Source organism: Psychroflexus halocasei (assembly GCF_900107595.1).
Lineage (GTDB): Bacteria > Bacteroidota > Bacteroidia > Flavobacteriales > Flavobacteriaceae > Psychroflexus > Psychroflexus halocasei.
The window spans coordinates 303,480-323,208 of record NZ_FNQF01000001.1; the positions used below are offsets into that span (position 1 = coordinate 303,480).

Annotated in this window: 16 protein-coding genes; 9 read left to right on the forward strand and 7 right to left on the reverse strand. The window is 34.8% G+C overall.

Translation table 11 applies throughout. The features are described from left to right. Positions 1-115 precede the first annotated feature (115 nt). Positions 116-1,042 (forward strand): mechanosensitive ion channel family protein, encoded by a 927-nt coding sequence (locus BLV84_RS01315; RefSeq protein ID WP_093238327.1) that lies wholly within the window; start codon positions 116-118, stop codon positions 1,040-1,042. 26 nt (positions 1,043-1,068) lie between these two features. Continuing rightward, the gene (locus BLV84_RS01320) at positions 1,069-2,346 is read left to right on the forward strand and encodes an L-lactate MFS transporter (protein WP_093238330.1); all 1,278 of its coding nucleotides are present in this window, start codon (positions 1,069-1,071) and stop codon (positions 2,344-2,346) included. On the opposite strand, the gene BLV84_RS01325 is transcribed toward BLV84_RS01320, so the two are convergent. Continuing rightward, complete coding sequence (locus BLV84_RS01325) at positions 2,343-2,996, reverse strand: metal-dependent transcriptional regulator (RefSeq protein WP_093238333.1); 654 nt, start codon at positions 2,994-2,996, stop codon at positions 2,343-2,345. The genes BLV84_RS01320 and BLV84_RS01325 overlap by 4 nt on opposite strands. A 169-nt stretch (positions 2,997-3,165) precedes the next feature. Here BLV84_RS01325 and BLV84_RS01330 point away from each other — a divergent pair, with 169 nt between their 5' ends. From BLV84_RS01330 to BLV84_RS01345, 4 genes are read left to right on the forward strand one after another with little or no spacing between them, the layout of a single operon-like run. After that, positions 3,166-4,473 carry a TolC family protein gene (locus BLV84_RS01330; RefSeq protein ID WP_093238336.1) on the forward strand — a complete coding sequence of 436 codons (1,308 nt, stop codon included), beginning with the start codon at positions 3,166-3,168 and terminating at the stop codon, positions 4,471-4,473. Between the two features lie 13 nt (positions 4,474-4,486). After that, positions 4,487-5,569 (forward strand): efflux RND transporter periplasmic adaptor subunit, encoded by a 1,083-nt coding sequence (locus BLV84_RS01335; protein ID WP_093238339.1) that lies wholly within the window; start codon positions 4,487-4,489, stop codon positions 5,567-5,569. 6 nt (positions 5,570-5,575) lie between these two features. Then, on the forward strand, positions 5,576-8,779 hold the full coding sequence (locus BLV84_RS01340; protein ID WP_093238342.1) for an efflux RND transporter permease subunit: 3,204 nt from the start codon (positions 5,576-5,578) through the stop codon (positions 8,777-8,779). Positions 8,780-8,797: 18 nt separating this feature from the next. Beyond that, on the forward strand, positions 8,798-8,986 hold the full coding sequence (locus BLV84_RS01345) for a YgaP family membrane protein (RefSeq protein ID WP_093238345.1): 189 nt from the start codon (positions 8,798-8,800) through the stop codon (positions 8,984-8,986). Between the two features lie 77 nt (positions 8,987-9,063). Here the strand turns inward: BLV84_RS01345 and BLV84_RS01350 are convergent, their stop codons facing one another. The 6 genes from BLV84_RS01350 to panC are packed head-to-tail and all read right to left on the reverse strand — an operon-like array spanning position 9,064 to position 15,346. Next, a complete protein-coding gene (locus tag BLV84_RS01350; protein ID WP_093238348.1) occupies positions 9,064-10,584 on the reverse strand; it encodes a lytic transglycosylase domain-containing protein in 1,521 nt (506 codons plus the stop codon). A 49-nt stretch (positions 10,585-10,633) separates the two neighbouring features. Next, a complete protein-coding gene (gene radA / locus BLV84_RS01355) occupies positions 10,634-12,001 on the reverse strand; it encodes a DNA repair protein RadA (RefSeq protein WP_093238351.1) in 1,368 nt (455 codons plus the stop codon). 8 nt (positions 12,002-12,009) lie between these two features. After that, a complete protein-coding gene (locus BLV84_RS01360) occupies positions 12,010-13,152 on the reverse strand; it encodes an alpha/beta hydrolase (protein WP_093238354.1) in 1,143 nt (380 codons plus the stop codon). Positions 13,153-13,182: 30 nt separating this feature from the next. Further along, positions 13,183-14,145 carry a lysylphosphatidylglycerol synthase transmembrane domain-containing protein gene (locus tag BLV84_RS01365; RefSeq protein ID WP_093238357.1) on the reverse strand — a complete coding sequence of 321 codons (963 nt, stop codon included), beginning with the start codon at positions 14,143-14,145 and terminating at the stop codon, positions 13,183-13,185. After that, positions 14,142-14,492, reverse strand: a complete 351-nt coding sequence (gene panD / locus BLV84_RS01370; protein WP_093238360.1) for an aspartate 1-decarboxylase — start codon at positions 14,490-14,492, stop codon at positions 14,142-14,144. The genes BLV84_RS01365 and panD overlap by 4 nt, the downstream gene beginning before the upstream one ends. A gap of 8 nt (positions 14,493-14,500) precedes the next feature. Then, positions 14,501-15,346 carry a pantoate--beta-alanine ligase gene (gene panC, locus BLV84_RS01375; RefSeq protein ID WP_093238363.1) on the reverse strand — a complete coding sequence of 282 codons (846 nt, stop codon included), beginning with the start codon at positions 15,344-15,346 and terminating at the stop codon, positions 14,501-14,503. A 100-nt stretch (positions 15,347-15,446) separates the two neighbouring features. Between panC and BLV84_RS01380 the strand changes: the two genes are divergently transcribed. The 3 genes from BLV84_RS01380 to glmS are packed head-to-tail and all read left to right on the forward strand — an operon-like array spanning position 15,447 to position 19,715. Further along, a complete protein-coding gene (locus BLV84_RS01380; protein ID WP_093238365.1) occupies positions 15,447-16,283 on the forward strand; it encodes a glycogen/starch synthase in 837 nt (278 codons plus the stop codon). 1 nt (position 16,284) lies between these two features. After that, a complete protein-coding gene (locus BLV84_RS01385; RefSeq protein WP_159429377.1) occupies positions 16,285-17,847 on the forward strand; it encodes a BamH family beta-barrel-assembly machinery protein in 1,563 nt (520 codons plus the stop codon). Between the two features lie 20 nt (positions 17,848-17,867). Further along, positions 17,868-19,715 carry a glutamine--fructose-6-phosphate transaminase (isomerizing) gene (gene glmS, locus BLV84_RS01390; RefSeq protein WP_093238370.1) on the forward strand — a complete coding sequence of 616 codons (1,848 nt, stop codon included), beginning with the start codon at positions 17,868-17,870 and terminating at the stop codon, positions 19,713-19,715. Positions 19,716-19,729: the final 14 nt, after the last annotated feature.

The following is a 19,729-nucleotide window of genomic DNA, read 5'->3' on the forward strand; positions in this document are numbered from 1 at the left end:
TCAATATAATTTATTTTTTTGATTATTATTTAGACACACATAGCAATGTCGTGAAGGTTTAGGACAACTATTTTAAATAGATGTCTTATTTTCACACATCAAACAGAACTGGACTATGAAGGAAAAACAAAAAGATAAACGTTCAATCGCGATTTATGGCATCACGGCAATGCTATTAATTCTTTTACATTATTTATTAAATTTCATCATTTTCGGCTCTTGGCGTGAGTACATTCCCTTCATGAAAAAGTTGAGCATCAGCTTATTTCTCATCGCCTTAATTTTACTAATCAGTAAATTAGTTGAAAACAGAGTTAACAAACAGAATCAACTTGAAGGAGATCGGTACAATTTAATTCGTATCACAAGATTATTAGCTGTTTTTTTTATCATAATTGTCATTACGGCTTTCCTTTTCCAAAATTTATATGCAGCAGCGGTTAGTTTTGGTTTATTCTCCTTAATTATAGGTTTTGCTTTGCAAGCGCCAATCGCTTCATTTATCGCTTGGGTTTATCTCATATTTAAACGTTCATATTTAGTTGGCGACCGTATTCAAATTAAAGATTTTAGAGGCGATGTGATTGAAATCAGTTACTTAGACACGACTATTGAAGAATGCAGTGGAGACTATTTAGGCAACGACAGAAAAAGTGGCAGAATTGTCAGATTTCCGAATAGCTTAATTTTAAAAGAAGAAATTACAAACTATTCTGGACCTGACATCCCGTTTATTTGGAATGAAATCGCTGTACAAATCGCTTATACAAGTGATATCGATTTTGTTGAAAAATGCTTACTTAAAGCTGCTTCAGAAGATTTTAAAGAAAAATATCCACATCTTTCAAGCAATCAGCATAAAAAAAGAAAGCCTGCTGTTTATTTCAGAAATAACATTTATGCCTGGATGGAAGCCGTAGTATCATACCCAGTTGAACCTTATGACACAACAGGCCGAAGAAACAGAATTCTTAAAAAAGCTTTGCCAATGTTGAATGCCGCCCCTGAAAAAGTTCAATTTCCTGAAGGTAGGTTGAGATAAAATCTTTTGAAATCATAAAACTTAAAATGAGTCAATCAAAGTCAAATCGCTGGTTTATTGCCATCATGGCAACACTACTTCAAGTTATTTTAGGAACCGTTTACGCTTGGAGTTTTTTCCAGAAACCTATTATGTTAGTATACGGCTGGAGCAATGTTGAAACCATGTGGATTTTCAGTATCTCAATTCTTTTTCTGGGTTTATCCGCTGCTGTCGGTGGTCGGATTCTTCCAAAGTTTGGCCCTAAAAAACTAGCAACGATTGGCGCATTACTCTACGGTTTAGGTTATCTCGTCAGCGCCTATGCCATGCAAATTCAAAGTTTAACTCTATTTTACATTGGCTTTGGTGCGATTGGTGGCATTGGTTTAGGTTTAGGCTATGTGACACCAGTGGCAACTGTTTCAAAATGGTTTCCTGACAAAAAAGGCTTGGTGACAGGTATGGTCGTGATGGGTTTTGGACTCGGCGCACTTGTGATGTCAAAATTAATTGCGCCTCTATTTTTAGAAATTGCAAATGACAATATCATTGAAGTTTTCATATACATTTCAATCTGTCTTATTATTTTAGGGACTATGGCTGGGTTATGTATGAAAAATCCACCTGAAGGTTTTATTCCAGATGACTATCAACCAGAAAGTTATGAAAGCCATCAACAAGAATCAGGACATGATTTGAGCTTAAAAAGCAGTTTACTTTCAAAAAAATTCCTGGGCATGTGGCTGATCTTTTTTCTAAATATTTCTGCTGGCATTATGTTCATCAGTTTACAATCGCCAATGATTCAGGATTTGCTTCTCTTAAAAGATGCATCAATTTCTGCTGAAGAGCTTTCTATTGCTGGTGCAAGCTTGATTGCAATCAGCTCATTATTTAATGGTGTTGGACGATTTTTTTGGGGAGGCATTTCTGATAAAATAGGAAGAATACAGGTTTTTAGACTCTTTCTGGCTTCACAAATTATCGTATTTATTCTCATGATTTACACAGAAAACCCTTGGATTTTCGGCGCGCTTGTTTGTTATGTATTATTGTGCTATGGTGGTGGTTTTGGTGCAATGCCATCTTACGTTCTCGATGTTTTCCACGCTAAATTAATGCCTGTTGTTTACGGCGTAATTCTTACAGCATGGTCAATTGGTGGAATTGTCGGACCACAAGTTGCAGCTTTTATCAGAGATTATTATGCAAATACACCAGAGCTGATCGGTTCTCGGACTTATATTGCCGGGACAATTTTACTTGGTTTAGGATTTATCATCAGCTTAATGCTAAGCAATAAATCAATCACTGAAAATTAGTTCTTAATATAAATATTAGACGAAACCATGAGAGAAACACGTAAGTCTTTATCTTTAAGTTTAATCAACATTGAGTTATCAAAGTTTTCTTTATCAAGAACTTCAATCTTCTCACCTAATATAAGTCCGTTTTTATCAAGATATTTTAAAAATTCAGAGCTTGTATCTTTAACACCTATCAAAGTTCCTGAATCTTTCACATTTAGTTTTGATAAAAGTGTTTTCTGAGCCACTTTTAAATTTCCTTCAGCATCAGGAATCGGATCTCCATGCGGATCTCGCTTCGGAAAATCAAGGAATTTATCCAATTCTTGAGTTAATTTTTTTGATTTTATGTGTTCGAGTTGTTCAGCAACTTCATGAACTTCATCCCAGGAAAAGTTCAGTTTATCAACCAAAAAAACTTCCCATAAACGATGTTTTCTGATCACTTCTAAAGCTGCTACTCTTCCGATTTCTGTTAATTTTGCACCCTTATATTTCTTATAAACGACTAATTTTTTCTCTGATAATTTTTTCAGCATATCAGTTACCGAAGAAGCTTTACTGTCAATCTGCTCTGCAATTGCATTTGTACTCACACCATCTGGATGATTTTCTTCCAAGTGGTAAACTGATTTGAGATAATTTTCTTCAGAAAGAGAGATCATAAAATTAATTTTATCGTCAGGCAAAAATATGATTTTTCTCTAGCTTATATCTTTTCAACAAATCTTTTTGACTGCTATTTCTGGTCAAACACTCCTCAATCGCTCGGTAACTTATGTTACTGTCAGCATTAAACTTAGCTTGTATTTTTGCAGTGATAATAAATAAATCATGCAAAATAGAATTCTTACATTATTGTTGATCTTAATGGGCTCAACCGCATTTGCTCAAGAAGTGAAGCTTATTTCAGAAGACGATATTCTGAGTGAATTAGAATCAAAAAATTTAAAGATTCTAATGGCTGACAAAGAAACTGCTAAAGCCAAGGCTGACTATTTTCAGTCTTCCGCGGTGTTTTTACCTCGCATTTCAGCAAGTTATACCGCAACGCGAACAACAAATCCGTTGATGGCATTTGGTTCAAAACTTAATCAAGAAGTTTTAACGCAAAATGACTTTAATCCTGCTTTACTTAACGATCCTGACGGGATAAATAATTTTGCCACCGTGATTAGCGTAGAACAACCTTTAATTAATGTTGATAAGTTTTACGAAAGACGTGCTGCTAAACTCAAAGTGACAGCAACTGAATTGCAAGGCGAACGCTTTAAAGACTTTATGAAACTCGAAACACGTAAAGCCTATATGCAATTGCAAATGGCTTACAAGCAACGTGATGTCATTGAACTTGCTCTTAATACGGCTCAAAAACACCAAACTAATGCAGAGAATTTTCTTGAAGAAGGTTTGATTCAAAAAGCTGATATTTTAGATGTCAAAATCCGTGTTAGTGAACTTGAAAATCAATTGGTTCACGCAGAAAGTCAAATCGAAAATGCCTCTGATTTTCTCAAATTTGTCATTCAATCTGATGAGGAATTAACCTTAAAACCTATTGAGGATTTGAAACTCAATGCTGATTTAAATGAATTGAATTCTGCAAAAGTCAAAGATGAAAGAGAAGATATTCAGGCGATGACACATGCTGTAAAAGCAAGAGAAAAAATGCTAAAAGCCTCACAAATGACTTATTTGCCAAGCCTCAACGCTTTTGGAAGTTATGAACTTTATGATGATGAGTTTTTTCAAGCTGATGCTAATGGGTACCTCATTGGTGCCCAGCTAAAATGGAACATTTTTGAAGGCGCTCAACGTATTGGAAAAATAAAAGCCAAAAAAGCCGAATTACAAATGGCCGAAATGGAACTTCAGAATTATAAAGACGAATCAAAGCTAGCTTTACAAAAAGCAAAACGCGAATATAAAGATGCTTTAAACGAAGTTAAAACAACAGCAATTTCAGTTGAACAGGCTCAAGAATCTCTGCGTATTAAGCAAGATCGATTTGCTGAAGGTTTAGAGAAATCAACTGAAGTTTTAGATGCCGAAGCAAAATACTCTCAGCAACAACTGAAGCATTTTAATGCTATCTTCAAACACAATTATACTTCATATTACCTCAGTTTTTTAACAAAATAAACAAACCCTAATCATGACAAAATCTTTAATAAAATCAGTTGCATTCATTTTCATCGTCAGCTTTATGAGCTGTGGCGAAAAGGAAAATAAAGAAACAACAAAACAACAGAAAGATCCAATTACAGTTGAAACAGCAACAGTTAAAGCATCAAACTCTTCATTTATCAGTACAAGCGGACAAATCAAGGCGCTTGATCAAGCAACAATGAGCACAAGAATGATGGGTTACATTGAAGAAATCCCTGTTGAAGTTGGTCAAAAAATAAAGAAAGGGCAACAGCTCATTCGTATCAACAGCCAAGAATTAAGTGCTAAAAAAGCACAAGTTGCGGCACAAATCAATAAAGCTGAAGCCAATTTTAAAAATGCTAAACGGGATTATGAACGCTATCAAAATTTATTAAAAAAGAACAGCATTAGCCAAAAAGAATTTGATAATGTTGAGACAGCTTACAATATGGCAAAAGCAAATCAAGAAGCGGCGCAACAGATGAAAGCCGAAATTCAATCTCAGTTTGCTTACACAAATTTGCAAGCTGCTTTTGATGGTGTGGTCACTAATATTTATGCAGAAGTTGGAAATTTAGCCAAACCTGGCGAACCTTTATTAACCATAGAAAATCCTTCGAAATTTGAAGTTCGTACAAGCGTATCAGAATCACAAATTTCAAATATCAATACAGGTGATGAAGTTGATGTTTACATCTCAAGCCTTAGCTTAAAAGCAACGGGGAAAGTTTCAGAAGTTGCTGGTTCTGCATCTCAAACAAATGGACAATATGTTGTCAAAGTTATTTTAAATGAAAACCCAGAAGGCATTAAATCTGGCATGTATGCTAATATTGATTTTAAAATTGAAAAAAGTTCATCAACTGGCTCTCAAATAATGATTCAGTATGATGCAATTGTCAGTCAAGGTGAATTACAAGGTGTTTATACAATCAGTAGTTCAAATACAGCAATTTTAAATTGGTTACGACTCGGGAAAAAACAAGGCGACATGGTTGAAGTCATTTCTGGTATTTCTGAAGATGATGTTTATATTCTCAATGCAGAGTCAAGATTGTATAACGGCGCTCCAATTCGTCTTAAATAAAATATCATGAAAGAAGGTATTGCTGGCAAAATTGCCAAAGGTTTTTTAAACTCAAAACTGACCATTTTATTGATGGTCGTGTTTATGGTTATTGGTGTTTACAGCTCGTTTTTAATTCCACGTGAAGAAGAGCCACAAATCGATGTGCCAATGGCAGATATTTTTGTGGGTTATCCTGGCGCAACACCAAGTGAAGTTGAGTCGAGGGTGATTGCTCCACTCGAAAAAATAGTTTCAAACGTAACTGGCGTTAAATTTGTTCATTCTTCTGCACTTCCTGGTCAAGGGATGATGATTGTTCAGTTTTACGTTGGTGAAGATGTTGAGCGTTCTTACGTCAAGCTTTATAACGAAATCATGAAGCATATGGATAAAATGCCGCATGGTATCACACAACCTCTTGTTAAAACAAGATCTATTGATGATGTCCCAATTATGGGAGTCACATTGTGGAGCGATAAATATGATGATTTTCAGCTTAAGAAAATCATGCAAGAAGTTGAGAATGAAGTTAAAAAAATTACTGATGTCGCACGTACTGATATTATTGGTGGACGTGATGAGGTTTTAAATATTGTTTTAGATCCATCAAAGATGGCTTCTGCTGAAGTTGATCCTTTAGAAATCAGGCAACAAATTTCAGCCAATAATGTGCAAATGCAGTTAGGAAGTTTCAGTCAAAACAACCGTGAGTTTAGAGTGAAGACAAATGGTTTTTTTGAAACTAAAGAAGATCTTGAAAAATTAATTATTGGCCAGAAAAACCAAACGCCAATTTATCTTAATCAAGTGGCTTCGGTAGAACTAACGGCAGAAACGCCTCATCAATATGCGAGTTTTGGGTTTGGTGCTGGTGATGGCAATATCGTTGAAAATCCATCAGAGTATCCTGCTGTCACTTTATCAGTTGCTAAAAGAAAAGGTGCTGACGCAATGAATATCGCTGACCAAATTTTGGAGCGTATTGAGCTTTTAAAGCAAAACACCATTCCTAGTGATGTTAAAGTTGAAGTAACTCGTAACTATGGAGAAACAGCTTCTGATAAGGTTTCTGAGTTAATGCTTCACCTCATCGGTGCAATTATCGCCGTCACTTTGGTTGTGATGTTAGCCATGGGATGGCGAGGTGGTTTGGTCGTCTTTTTATCAGTGCCAATCACTTTTGCTTTAACTTTATTAAGCTATTATTTACTCGATTATACTTTAAATAGAATTACACTTTTTGCTTTGGTTTTCGTAACAGGAATTGTGGTGGATGACTCCATTATTATTGCAGAAAATATGCACCGACACTTTAAAATGCGAAAGCTTCCTTTTAAAAAGGCAGCGCTTTATGCGATTAACGAAGTTGGAAATCCTACAATTTTAGCGACTTTCACTGTCATTGCTTCTGTTTTACCAATGGCATTTGTTAGCGGTATGATGGGACCTTACATGAGTCCGATGCCAATTGGTGCCTCCATTGCAATGATTTTATCACTTTTTGTTGCTCTAACAATCACTCCTTATTTGGGCTATATTTTCTTAAGAGGAAAAGAGCAAAAGAAAACAAGTCAGACTGTTGATGAAGATGAAACAAGCGGGATTGAAGATACTAGAATTTACAAGATTTACAATAAATTTGAGAGACCTCTTTTAGAAAATAAGAAGAAAGCATTTCTTGCTATTGGCGTGACAGCTATTGTTTTATTCGGAACGATTGCTTTGTTTTTCACAGAAACAGTTTTGGTAAAAATGTTACCTTTTGATAACAAAAATGAATTCCAAGTGATTGTTGATATGCCTGAAGGAAGTACACTTGAAGAAACCTCTGCGGCTGTAAAAGATATCACGCAGTATATTTCTCAAGAAGAATATGTTGTCAATTACCAAAGTTATATCGGAGCTGCGGCGCCAATAACTTTCAACGGTTTGGTGCGTCATTATGATATGCGCCAACAAAGTCATCATGCAGATATTCAGGTTAATATCAAAAATAAAAATGAGCGAAGTTTACAAAGTCATGATATTGCTAAATTGATGCGACCAGGAATTCAAAAAGTTGCAGAAAAACATAATGCCAATGCAAAAATTGTTGAAGTACCACCAGGTCCACCAGTATTATCAACTATTGTAGCTGAGATTTATGGACCAAATGAGGAAGAGCAAATCAGGATTGCACAAGAAATCAAAGACATCTTAAAAAACACAACTGATGTTGTTGATATCGACTGGCGAATTGAAGCGCCACAAACTGAAATCACTTACGATATCAATAAAGATAAAGCTCAAAAAGCAGGAATCAGTACACAACAAATTGTTCATAGCTTAAGAACCGCTCTAGGAAATGATGCCGTAAGCGCAATGTATATGCCTGAAAAAGCTGAGCAAGTTGATATTGTTTTAAAACTTGATGAAACACAGAAAAATATTGACGGTTTAAACCAAATTGAAATCAAATCACAAAGAGGTCAAATGATACCTATTGGTGATTTAGTCACGATTAAAGAAGGTGAAATCCCGACAAGTAAATACAGAAAAAACCAGATGTCTGTTGTTTATGTAACCGCTGAAATGGCTGGTGAACTTGAAAGCCCTGTTTATGCGATCTTAGGCATGGAGGAAAAGCTGAAAGAAATTCAATTACCAGAAGGTTATGAACTTAGTGAGCTCTACATAGGTCAGCCTGAAAACACAAATAATTACACTGTAAAATGGGATGGCGAATGGCAAATAACACTTGAAGTTTTTAGAGACTTAGGTTTAGCTTTTGGTGGTGTAATCATCATAATTTACATGTTAATTGTCGGTTGGTTTCAGAACTTCAAAACACCAATTGTGATGATGGTTGCAATACCTTTATCAATGATTGGGATTATTTTAGGTCACTGGATCATGGGCGCTTTCTTTACAGCAACTTCATTTATTGGGATGATTGCTCTCGCAGGAATTATGGTCCGGAATTCCGTATTGCTAATTGACTTTATCAACATCAGATTAGCAGATGGCATTCCTTTAAAACAAGCCGTCATTGAAGCAGGTGCTGTGAGAACAACACCAATTTTATTGACAGCAGGAACAGTTGTGATTGGTGCGTTCGTGATTTTATTTGACCCAATTTTCCAAGGTCTTGCCATTTCGTTAATGGGCGGAACAATTGGTTCTACATTCTTGACACTACTTATTGTGCCATTGGTGTATTACTTAATGATGAAAAACAAGTACGAATAATTTTAAAAATAAAGAAAAATGAGAAATAGATTAGTTAGAGGAATTGCTGGTACATTTGTACTAATCAGCCTTCTCCTTGCGGTATATGTCAATATTAATTGGTTATGGTTTACAGCTTTTGTAGGCGCTAACTTGTTACAATCTTCAATTACAAAATGGTGTTTACTTGAAGATATTTTGAGAAAATTCTTTGGTGTAAAAGATTAATTCTTTCACTGAAAGATTAATTAAAAAAAGGCGTTTTCAATTAAGAAAGCGCCTTTCTGTTTTTTAGAAAATTGATATTATCCTTTACGAATCTGAAGTGTCATTCCTGGTTTTAAACGATTTGTATTTAAATCATTAAGTTTTTTAATATCTTCAATTGTGACATCTTGAAATTTACGAGAAATACTCCAAAGCGAATCTCCGTTTTTAACAATATAAGTTGATCTATTTGAAGAAGATTTTTTCTTTAGAGACTTTTGTTTCTTCTTTTCTTTCTGAGGTGAAGACTCAACAACTGCCGTTGGTTTTTTCGGATAAATTGTTAATCGTTGACCAATCTTTAGCCTGTCAGATCTCAAATTATTCCAACGTTTAATTTGACTTGTATAAACGCCAAATTTAGAAGCAATTTTACCTAAATAATCACCAGATCTAACACGGTATCTTATTTTATCATCAGCTTTATAATACTTAGGCAAAGGCTCTTCTTGTCGTGCAATTTGTGTTTCTGCGTAATTATAAATTTTATTTTCATTTGCTACAAACAAACCAACAGCATGATAAGGCAAGCGTAAATAATATTCTTTGTCCTTTTCGTAAGGAATAATGCCTAACTTATAGCTTGGATTTAAAAATTTCAAATATTCTAAATCTAAATCAGTTGCAGTGGCAACATGTTCAAGCTTGATAAGTTTTTTTGTATGAATTGTATCTGTTGCATAGAATACATGCGAAGGCTCATTTGGTGCCAAGTTGTGTTCTTCAGCATATTCAAAAAGATACATCATTGCCTGGAATGATGGCACATAACCCGCTGTTTCACGAGGCAAGTGTCGTCTGAGTTTCCAGTAATTAATTTCGCCGCCACTTCTTCTTATCGCTTTGTTAACATTGCCAGGACCAGAATTATAGGCAGCAAGCGCCAAATCCCAATCATTAAACATGCTATGAAGTTTTTTCAGATATTGTGCAGCTGCTTCAGTTGAAGCCACAGGATCCATACGTTCATCAACATAACTGCTCACATCCAAATCGTACATTTTACCAGTGGTATACATAAATTGCCATAAACCCGTGGCGCCAACTCTTGACTTAGCACGAGGATTTAAAGCAGACTCTACCAATGCGAGATATTTCATCTCAAGAGGAATATCGTATTTATCAAAGGTTCTTTCGAAAAGCGGAAAGTAAAAACGACTCAAACTCATTAAACGCTCTGTACTGACTTGGCCTCGACTGAGATAATAATTGATTACGCTTTCTAAAGAAGGATTATACTCAATATGAAACGGCATTTTTTCATTCAGACGCTTAAGACGCTCTTTTAAAACCTCAGTTTCAACAGATTTGATAGAAACTCTTTCTAAATCCTTCTGAGTGACATCGTCATGAATTTGCTCAAATAGATCAGAGCTTGAAAGAGCTTGTTGCCAGACAGAGTCAAGACGGATTGTTTTTTTATAATCTTCAAAAACAATCTTAACTGAGTCTTGAATAATCTCGTGAAATTCCTGTTTACTCAGCTCATTTTCAGGGTTGATTTGTGCTTGATGGCTTGCCGTCAAAAGACAAAAACCTAAAATCATTATATATCTCATGCTTCATTATTTCTTATTGAACGAATTCAAAAATAAGATTATTACAATTTTAAAATAAGATTTTAACTAAATCCTGAATTTTAGAAACTTTATAAATTTCAATTCCGTAGTTTGTCTTCGGTAATTTAGCTTGTTTGGAAACGACAATTCTTCCAAAGCCTAACTTCTCTGCTTCAATCACACGCTGCTCAATTCTCGTGACTGGCCTAATTTCTCCAGCCAAACCGACTTCTGCTGCAAAGCAAATATCATTTGGGATGGCTTCGTCTTCATTTGAGGATAAAATTGCAGAAACAACAGCTAAATCGATCGCGGGATCATCAACATGAATACCACCTGTGATATTTAAGAAAACATCTTTTGCGCCAAGTTTAAAACCAGCCCGTTTTTCTAAAACTGCCAAAAGCATGTTTAATCTTTTGACGTGATAACCCGTAGTGGAACGTTGTGGTGTTCCATAAACTGCTGTGCTAACTAAGGCTTGAATCTCAATCATCAGCGGTCTGATACCTTCTAAAGTTGCGGCAATTGCAGTTCCGCTTAAGCCATTGTCAATTTTAGAAATCAATAAATCAGAAGGATTCTTGACTTCTTTTAAACCATAAGCCTGCATTTCAAAAATACCAAGTTCATGTGTTGAGCCGTAACGATTTTTGTGTGCTCGTAAGATACGGTAAACATAATTCCGGTCGCCTTCAAATTGTAAAACAGTATCAACCATGTGTTCCAAAACTTTTGGTCCAGCGATACTACCTTCTTTATTAATGTGACCAATCAATAAAACTGGTGTGTTTGTTTCTTTGGCAAATTTGATGAGTTCGGCTGCACATTCGCGCACTTGAGAAACACTACCTGGTGAACTTTCAACATAGTCTGTATGAAGTGTTTGAATAGAATCTATGATTAAAACATCAGGTTGAACTTCACCGATTTGTTTAAAAATATGCTGTGTTTTTGTTTCTGAAAGAATATAACAATTATTCTCTTTATCAGAAATTCGCTCTGCTCTCAACTTGATTTGTTGCTGGCTTTCTTCACCTGAAACATAAAGAACTTTATCATTAAATTGAAGTGACAACTGTAAAAGCAAAGTACTTTTCCCAATACCAGGCTCGCCTCCTAAAAGTGTGACAGAACCAGGCACTAAGCCACCACCCAAAACACGATTAAATTCTTCATTTTTGGTTTCCATTCTTTGAATAGCGGAAACTTTAATGTCAGCAATGCGTGTTGGCTTTTGCTTTCTTTTCAAAGGAGAATCTTGCGTGTGCGAATCCCAACTGGGTTTAGATGTTTTCTTCTCTACAATTTCTTCTGCTAAAGTATTCCATTCTTTACACGCGTTACATTGGCCTTGCCATTTAGCGTATTGAGCGCCACAACTTTGACAGTAATAGAGCGTTTTAGTTTTTGCCATAATAAATTTTAGTAGCCAAAAGTTTCTTTAAGGTATTCTGCTTTATCAAGCACAACATCATTTGTAATTCCACCTGCTTCTTCTAGACCATATGCATTTTGGTAACTACGCATGGCTTTTTTAGGTTTTCCGATTTCTTCAAAATAACGTCCTCTGAAATAATTACCTAAAACAGTTTTAGGCATTTTATCTTCAGCAAGCTTAGAGAGGTCCTTATAAAGTTCAAACTTTTTATTTTTTTTAATGGCCTTATCGATTAACATTAAATCGTTGACACGGTAATCAATTTCAAGTGCATAAAGCTCATAAATAGTTTCATGTTTTCTAATAAGATATTCAACATAATCATCAGCTTTAAGAAGTTGATCTTGATATTCTTTTTCAGAAATTGGTTTATATAATGAGAAAATATTCTGAAGCGCTCTCGGTAAGGCAATAGTTACCATGCTGAAATGATCAGCATCTTCAACATCCTTATAATAATAATGAAACCTCTTATTATCAACTAATGAAAATTGCGCGTTGGCTTGTCTAATTTTATTTTTTAAAGACTCAATATCATTTTCAGCTGTTGCTAAATAATACCAAACTTGATGTTTTGATTTTTCAAAAGCATCATTTAAACGACTGATATTTTTCGTTGTATAGTCAGGACTTAAATTGATATAACCTCTAAAAACAGGATTTTCTTGCATTAAAAAATAACTTGCAAAATCAGCCATATAATCTTGTGCTACAATGACTGAGAAAGGTGATGCACGGTAATTTTCGTATACAAATTTCATCACTTCTAAACTGACAAAATCATAAAATTTAACACCTTTATCTTTTGGGTAACCCTTACTATCATCTTTTTGGCCGTCTTCCATTCTGTAACCAGCTTGGTTAATACCAATGACGATCACTTCAGGAATATAATCCCAGTAGGAGTAAAAATCAGAAATACCAGCAACTGGTTCAAACAAATAATCACCATCGAAGGTAACAATAACTGGATAGCTTTTATCAGCATTTTTCTTGTAGTTACGCGGAAGTTGAACTTTAATTTGTCGAGTTTCTTCAAGAATTTTAGAGTCGACTTTAATGTATTCGGTTTGAGAAAACCCTAGACTAAAACAAAAAGTTAAAGTCATTAAGATCAGTTGCTTCATAATAATAAAATATCTATAAAAGTAAGGAAATTAATTTTTATTAACAAGAGGTAATAAAATTGCAGAAATTCCGCCAATGACAATCACCATTAAAGTTTGCGCAACCCAAACAATCCATCCAAAGGACTCTCCAGCCACTTCACTTCCGCCAAAAAGAGCAATACTCGCACCAACAGTAACAGGGTAAATACCAATGCCACCGTTAGTAATTGACATTGAAAACGAACCAAAAACAAAAGCGACCAACATTACATTGAGACCTAAATCTGCCGTTTCAGGCACGCTATATTTCACCACGACAAACATAGCCACATAAAGGAACCATATTAAAAAGGTGTGTGCAATAAATGCTGATCTATTTTTCATTTTTAAAATAGATTTCATCCCTTTCAGAACACCTTCTAAAAATTCTCTGATTTTAATAATTAAGGCGTGATTTGATTTTCTAAGAATTTTAAGACCAACAAGAAATATAACAATCAATAGTAACATGATTCCGAATGTCATCACAGGATTGATCGATTGTTCTTCAAAAAAACCAAGTATAATCTCAGCTTGCATTGCAATCGTTAAACCAACAATACCTAGAAGCATGATAAAATCAATAACGCGTTCAGTGACAATCGTCCCAAAACTTTCTTGAAACTTAACTTCTTCATAATTAGAAAGGCTCACTGCTCTTAAAACTTCGCCAGATCTAGGCACACCGAGATTAGCGAGATATCCAAACATCAATGACATAAATGTGTTAGAAAAACGCGGTTTTACGTTAAGAGGTTGAAGCAAATAATGCCATCTGTAGGCACGAGACATATGGGATAAAACACCTAAAAATACAGAAATTGAAACCCAAAAAAGGTCAGCTTTTTTAATATTCTCCCAAATAAGTTGACGCTCTTCAGCTTCAAATCTAGCGATAGAAATCACAACAAAAAAAACACCAATCACTAATGGAATAATGATTTTCAGGAGTTTTTTTGTTTGCGGCTTCATGATGTAAGTAGATTATCATCATTAGGAAAAACAAGACTTGGTTTAAAAGCTTTTCCTTCTTCAATTGTCATAAATCCATAAGACATGATAATGATGATATCTCCAGGAGCAACGCGTCTTGCTGCGGCTCCATTTAAAGTAATCTCACCACTTTGACGAGGACCAGGAATAACGTAAGTTTCTAAACGTTCACCATTGTTGTTATTCACAATTTGAACTTTCTCTCCTTCTATAATTTGAGCAGCATCCATTAAATCTTCGTCAATAGTAATGCTACCGATGTAATTTAAATCTGCACCAGTAACTTTAACTCGATGTATTTTTGATTTGACAACTTGTATTTGCATAAATTTATTTAAAAAGCAATATTATCGATTAATCTCACTTCGCCAGCAAAAGCAGCCATAAATCCGCGGTAAGATTTTTCATTTTTCTTTGTATCAACAGGCACTAAACTATCAGCTTCTGCAATTTCAAAATACTCAAGATCCAGGGTTTGATTCCTGTCGAAATCGGACTGAATCATTTCTTTAATCTCTTGAAAATCTTGGCCTTCATGAAAAGCAGATTTCGCTTTTTGTAAGCTTTCATATATTAAAGAAGATTCTGATAATTGATGATCTGTCAACCTGAAATTTCGAGAACTTTCAGCCAAACCGCTTTCCATTCTTGATGTTGGACAGCCAATAACTTCTACATCTTGCTCAGTGATCTCAACCAATTTTTTAACCAATGCCAATTGCTGATAATCTTTTTCACCAAAAAAGGCCTTATCAGGTTTGACAATATCAAAAAGTCTTTTCAGAATTGTCCCAACGCCATTGAAATGTCCTGATCTAAATTCGCCTTCCATGTACTGAACGATACTTCCGAAATCGAATTCTTCAGCTTCAACATTTTCACCATAAACTTCTTCAACACTTGGACTAAAAACAATGGTTTTGGCATTGTTATTCAGGAGCAAATTATAATCTGCATCATGGTTTTTTGGGTAATTTTTAAGATCTCCAGCATTGTTAAATTGCGTTGGATTGACAAAAATACTGACAATAACGTAGTCACAATGCTTAAAGGCAAAGTTAACTAGACTAAGATGACCCCGGTGTAAGGCTCCCATTGTAGGCACTAAACCGACTATTTTCTGTTGCTCTTTGAGCTTAACAACTTCTTTTTGAAGTTTTTGTGAGTCTGTAATGTTCACTCTTGTTTTCTATAATTAATTTGCAAAGCTAATATTTTCGCGTCAATCCGCATAAAATTTTGTAAATTTGCAACTTTATTAATAATCATCTAATTTTCCCATGAAAGATAAACGCATATTATACGTCTCGTCTGAGGTTGTCCCATATTTGCCAGAGAACAACATTTCCTCAATGTCATTTGAAGCACCTAAAATGGTTAATGCTGCTGGCGGTCAAACAAGAATTTTTATGCCGCGGTTTGGGAATATCAATGAAAGAAGACACCAACTTCATGAAGTGATCAGGTTATCAGGAATGAACCTTGTTGTCAATGACCTCGATATGCCTTTAATTATCAAAGTCGCTTCTATTCCTAAGGAAAGAATGCAGGTTTACTTCATCGACAACGAAGATTATTTTAAAAGAAAAGCAACCTTGACTGATGAAGATGGTCAATTATTCGAGGATAATGATGAACGTGCAATTTTCTTCGCAAAAGGAGTTATTGAAACCGTTAAGAAATTAAACTGGGCACCAGATATTATTCATATCAATGGATGGCTAGCATCATTATTACCTATGTATTTAAGAAACTACTATGGTAATGAACCTTTATTTAAAGAATCAAAAATTATTACCTCCGTATACAATCAAAGTTTTGATGATACGTTAGATTCTGAAATGATGAAGAAAGTTTTATTTGACGGTTTGGAAGATGATACTGTTGAACACCTCAGAACACCGAATTACACAAACATCATGAAAGTTGCAATAGACAACTCTGATGGTATTATTTATGGTGGTGAAGATGTTCCTGAAGAATTACAATCATATATTTCAGAGAAAGATTTACCAACATTAGAATATAAATCTCGTGAAGTTTTTGCACAAGCTTATCAAACTTTCTACCTGAGAGATATTTTAAATGAAACAGAAGAAGAAGCAGAAGACAACTAGAATGAATAGAATTTTTAGAAACACCCTAGGTCTCATCGGCCTCATTGCCGCTTTTACAGCATGCCAAGAAAATAGTTTTGAAAATGGAAGTGATTTCATAGGTAGCATAGATATGCAACCGGCTTATGAAATTGATGAAATCACATCTTACAGCGAAAAAATTAAATCCGTACAAACCAATGGTTTATCAAATTACCTATTAGGAACTTATGATGATCCTGTTTACGGCAAAAGTTCAACAAGCTTATTAACACAGTTAAGGCTTGATAGAACGAGTCCTGATTTTGGTACAAATCCTGAGGTTGATAGTGTTGTTCTTTCGTTTCCATTTTATGGTCGCGAAACAGGTGAGAATGAATATGAATTAGATTCTATATATGGAACTGGAGATTTTAAATTAAAAATTTATGAATCTAACTATTTCCTAAGAACTATAGATCCAGGAAGTGATGGTGACTTTGATGAAGATCAAGCATACTATTCTGATCAAATTGGTGATTTTGAAAACTTCTTTAGTACAACACCCGTTTTTGAATCTGATGTTATTACATATAACGATGTCACTTCTCCAATCACGCTTATCGATAGTAGTGATCCTGAAGAAAATGATACGATTAATTTGTCTCCACGTATCAGAATTAAATTACCGGTATCTTATTTCAAAAATAAAATCATTGACAAAGAAGGTAGTGATGATCTCGTTAACAACAATAAATTTGTCAACTATTTCAGAGGGCTTTACATCAAAATGGAGCAGACAGGTCCTGAACCAATCATGTATTATTTGAATTTTAATAACGATGCTTCTGAAATAAAAATTCATTACACAACTGAAAGAGAGAGCCTCAATGTTGAAGATTCAATCGTTCAAGAAAACGAAACTTTTAAATTAAATTTTAAAGGCATCAAGGTCAATCTTTATGATAATAATTTTGATGTTGACTTAACAAGTCAAGACAAAATAAATGGTGAAGAGAACATTTACCTAAAAGGTGGAGAAGGTTCTGCAGGAATCATTAATTTATTTGATGGTGCTGACACTGACGGAAATGGAGTTTCAGATTTGTTAGAGGAAATCCGTGAAAAAAATTGGATTATCAATGAAGCAAATTTGATGGTCTACGTTAATGAAGACATTTCGCCAATCAACACTGACAAAGCAAGACGTCTTTTTGTTTATGATGCAGATAAAAACAGAATTTTAGCTGATTATCAAAACGATCCAACAGTCAATAGTGACAACCCTTCAACTTCCGCTTCCATTCACCTTCCTCCTTTAGATGAAGATGAAAACGGAAATAAATTTTACAGATTAAGAATCACAGATCACATCAACAATGTGATTAATAATGATTCAACTAACGTTAAACTTGGTCTTTTACTTTCTGAAAATGTTAATCTCACAAGAATTAAAAAGGTTAAAAATGGACCTAATTCAGAAATCGATAAAATTATTGAAAGTTCCGTCATCAGTCCAAGAGGCATGGTTCTACACGGATCGAATTCACCTGATGCTGAAAAAAGACTAAAGTTAAGAATCATCTATACAGAAACAGAAAATTAATTTAATCTAACCAAGAAATTATGTGTGGAATTGTAGGATATATTGGACCTAAAAACGCTTACGATGTTGTTTTGAAAGGTTTACAAAGATTGGAATATAGAGGTTATGATAGTGCTGGTATTGCATTATATAATAATGACAAATTAAAGATTTGCAAAACAAAAGGAAAAGTTTCCGAACTTTTATCAAAATGCGAATCTGAAAAAATAACAAACGGTCACATCGGCATTGGTCACACAAGATGGGCAACTCACGGTGAACCTAATGATGTAAACTCACATCCGCATGTTTCAAATTCAGGTGACTTAGTGATAATTCACAACGGAATTATCGAAAACTACGAGTCGCTTAAACAGGAATTAACGAACAGAGGTTACACTTTTGAATCTGACACAGACACAGAAGTCTTAATCAACTTGATTGAAGACGTTAAAAATAAAGAAAATGTCAAACTAGGAAAAGCTGTTCAGGTTGCACTAAACCAAGTTGTTGGCGCTTATGCTATTTCAGTTTTTGACAGAAATAAACCTAACGAAATTGTTGTTGCGAGACTCGGTAGTCCACTTGCAATCGGTGTTGGTGAGGATGAATACTTTATCGCATCAGACGCCTCTCCTTTTATAGAGTTTACCAATAAATCTATCTATCTTGAAGATGGCGAGATGGCTGTTGTAAGATTAGGTAGAAAGGTAAAAGTAAGAGAAATCAAAAATGACAAACTCGTCAAACCTTATGTTCAAGAACTTCAACTAAGTCTTGATCAAATTGAAAAAGCGGGTTATGATCATTTTATGCTCAAAGAAATTTATGAGCAACCAGAAGCTATTAAAGACACTTATCGCGGTCGTATGTTACCAGAGAAAGGTTTAATTCGCATGTCTGGTGTTGATGACAATATTGAAAAGTTCTTAAATGCAAAACGCATTATCGTAATTGCATGTGGCACCTCGTGGCACGCAGGATTGGTTTCAGAATATTTATTTGAAGATTTTGCAAGAATTCCTGTTGAAGTCGAATACGCTTCAGAGTTTAGATATCGAAATCCAATTATCAATGAAGATGATGTTGTGATTGCTATTTCCCAAAGTGGGGAAACTGCAGATACAATGGCTGCCATAAAAATTGCAAAAGAGAAAGGCGCATTTGTTTTTGGAGTTTGTAATGTTGTCGGTTCGTCTATCTCGAGAGAAACACATGCTGGTGCTTACACCCATGCTGGTCCGGAAATCGGTGTCGCTTCTACAAAAGCATTTACAACACAGATCACAATTTTGACTTTAATCGCTCTAAAACTAGGAAAACAAAAAGGAGAGATTTCTAATTCTCAATTTCATGCTTACTTAAATGAGCTTAACACGATTCCTGAAAAAATTGAACGCACGCTTGAAACAAACGAAGAAGTCATCAAGGTTGCAGAAGCATACAAAAATGCAAAGAACTGCCTTTACCTAGGACGTGGACATAATTTCCCCGTTGCTTTAGAAGGTGCATTAAAATTGAAAGAAATTTCATATATACACGCTGAAGGATATCCGGCAGCAGAAATGAAACACGGACCAATTGCGCTAATTGATGAAATGATGCCAGTCGTTGTTATTGCAACTAAAAAAGGACATTATGAAAAAGTGGTAAGCAACATTCAAGAAATCAAATCTAGAAAAGGAAAGATTATCGCTGTAGTCACTGAAGGAGATACTTCAGTTAAACAAATGGCGGATCATATTCTTGAGGTTCCAGATACAATTGAAGAATTTACACCGCTGTTGACGACAATACCATTGCAATTATTATCATACCACATTGCTGTGATGCTTGATAAAAATGTCGATCAGCCCAGAAATTTAGCAAAATCAGTTACAGTAGAATAAAGACAATTATTTTT

What these genes read in the sequence shown, in the direction of transcription:
- glmS (WP_093238370.1), top strand. Translation starts at nt 17,868, where the DNA reads ATGTGTGGAATTGTAGGATATATTGGACCTAAAAACGCTTACGATGTT.
- panD (WP_093238360.1), bottom strand. Translation starts at nt 14,492, where the DNA reads ATGCAAATACAAGTTGTCAAATCAAAAATACATCGAGTTAAAGTTACT.
- BLV84_RS01345 (WP_093238345.1), top strand. Translation starts at nt 8,798, where the DNA reads ATGAGAAATAGATTAGTTAGAGGAATTGCTGGTACATTTGTACTAATC.
- BLV84_RS01360 (WP_093238354.1), bottom strand. Translation starts at nt 13,152, where the DNA reads ATGAAGCAACTGATCTTAATGACTTTAACTTTTTGTTTTAGTCTAGGG.
- BLV84_RS01320 (WP_093238330.1), top strand. Translation starts at nt 1,069, where the DNA reads ATGAGTCAATCAAAGTCAAATCGCTGGTTTATTGCCATCATGGCAACA.
- BLV84_RS01380 (WP_093238365.1), top strand. Translation starts at nt 15,447, where the DNA reads ATGAAAGATAAACGCATATTATACGTCTCGTCTGAGGTTGTCCCATAT.
- radA (WP_093238351.1), bottom strand. Translation starts at nt 12,001, where the DNA reads ATGGCAAAAACTAAAACGCTCTATTACTGTCAAAGTTGTGGCGCTCAA.
- BLV84_RS01350 (WP_093238348.1), bottom strand. Translation starts at nt 10,584, where the DNA reads ATGAGATATATAATGATTTTAGGTTTTTGTCTTTTGACGGCAAGCCAT.
- BLV84_RS01325 (WP_093238333.1), bottom strand. Translation starts at nt 2,996, where the DNA reads ATGATCTCTCTTTCTGAAGAAAATTATCTCAAATCAGTTTACCACTTG.
- BLV84_RS01330 (WP_093238336.1), top strand. Translation starts at nt 3,166, where the DNA reads ATGCAAAATAGAATTCTTACATTATTGTTGATCTTAATGGGCTCAACC.
- BLV84_RS01385 (WP_159429377.1), top strand. Translation starts at nt 16,285, where the DNA reads ATGAATAGAATTTTTAGAAACACCCTAGGTCTCATCGGCCTCATTGCC.
- BLV84_RS01340 (WP_093238342.1), top strand. Translation starts at nt 5,576, where the DNA reads ATGAAAGAAGGTATTGCTGGCAAAATTGCCAAAGGTTTTTTAAACTCA.
- BLV84_RS01315 (WP_093238327.1), top strand. Translation starts at nt 116, where the DNA reads ATGAAGGAAAAACAAAAAGATAAACGTTCAATCGCGATTTATGGCATC.
- BLV84_RS01335 (WP_093238339.1), top strand. Translation starts at nt 4,487, where the DNA reads ATGACAAAATCTTTAATAAAATCAGTTGCATTCATTTTCATCGTCAGC.
- BLV84_RS01365 (WP_093238357.1), bottom strand. Translation starts at nt 14,145, where the DNA reads ATGAAGCCGCAAACAAAAAAACTCCTGAAAATCATTATTCCATTAGTG.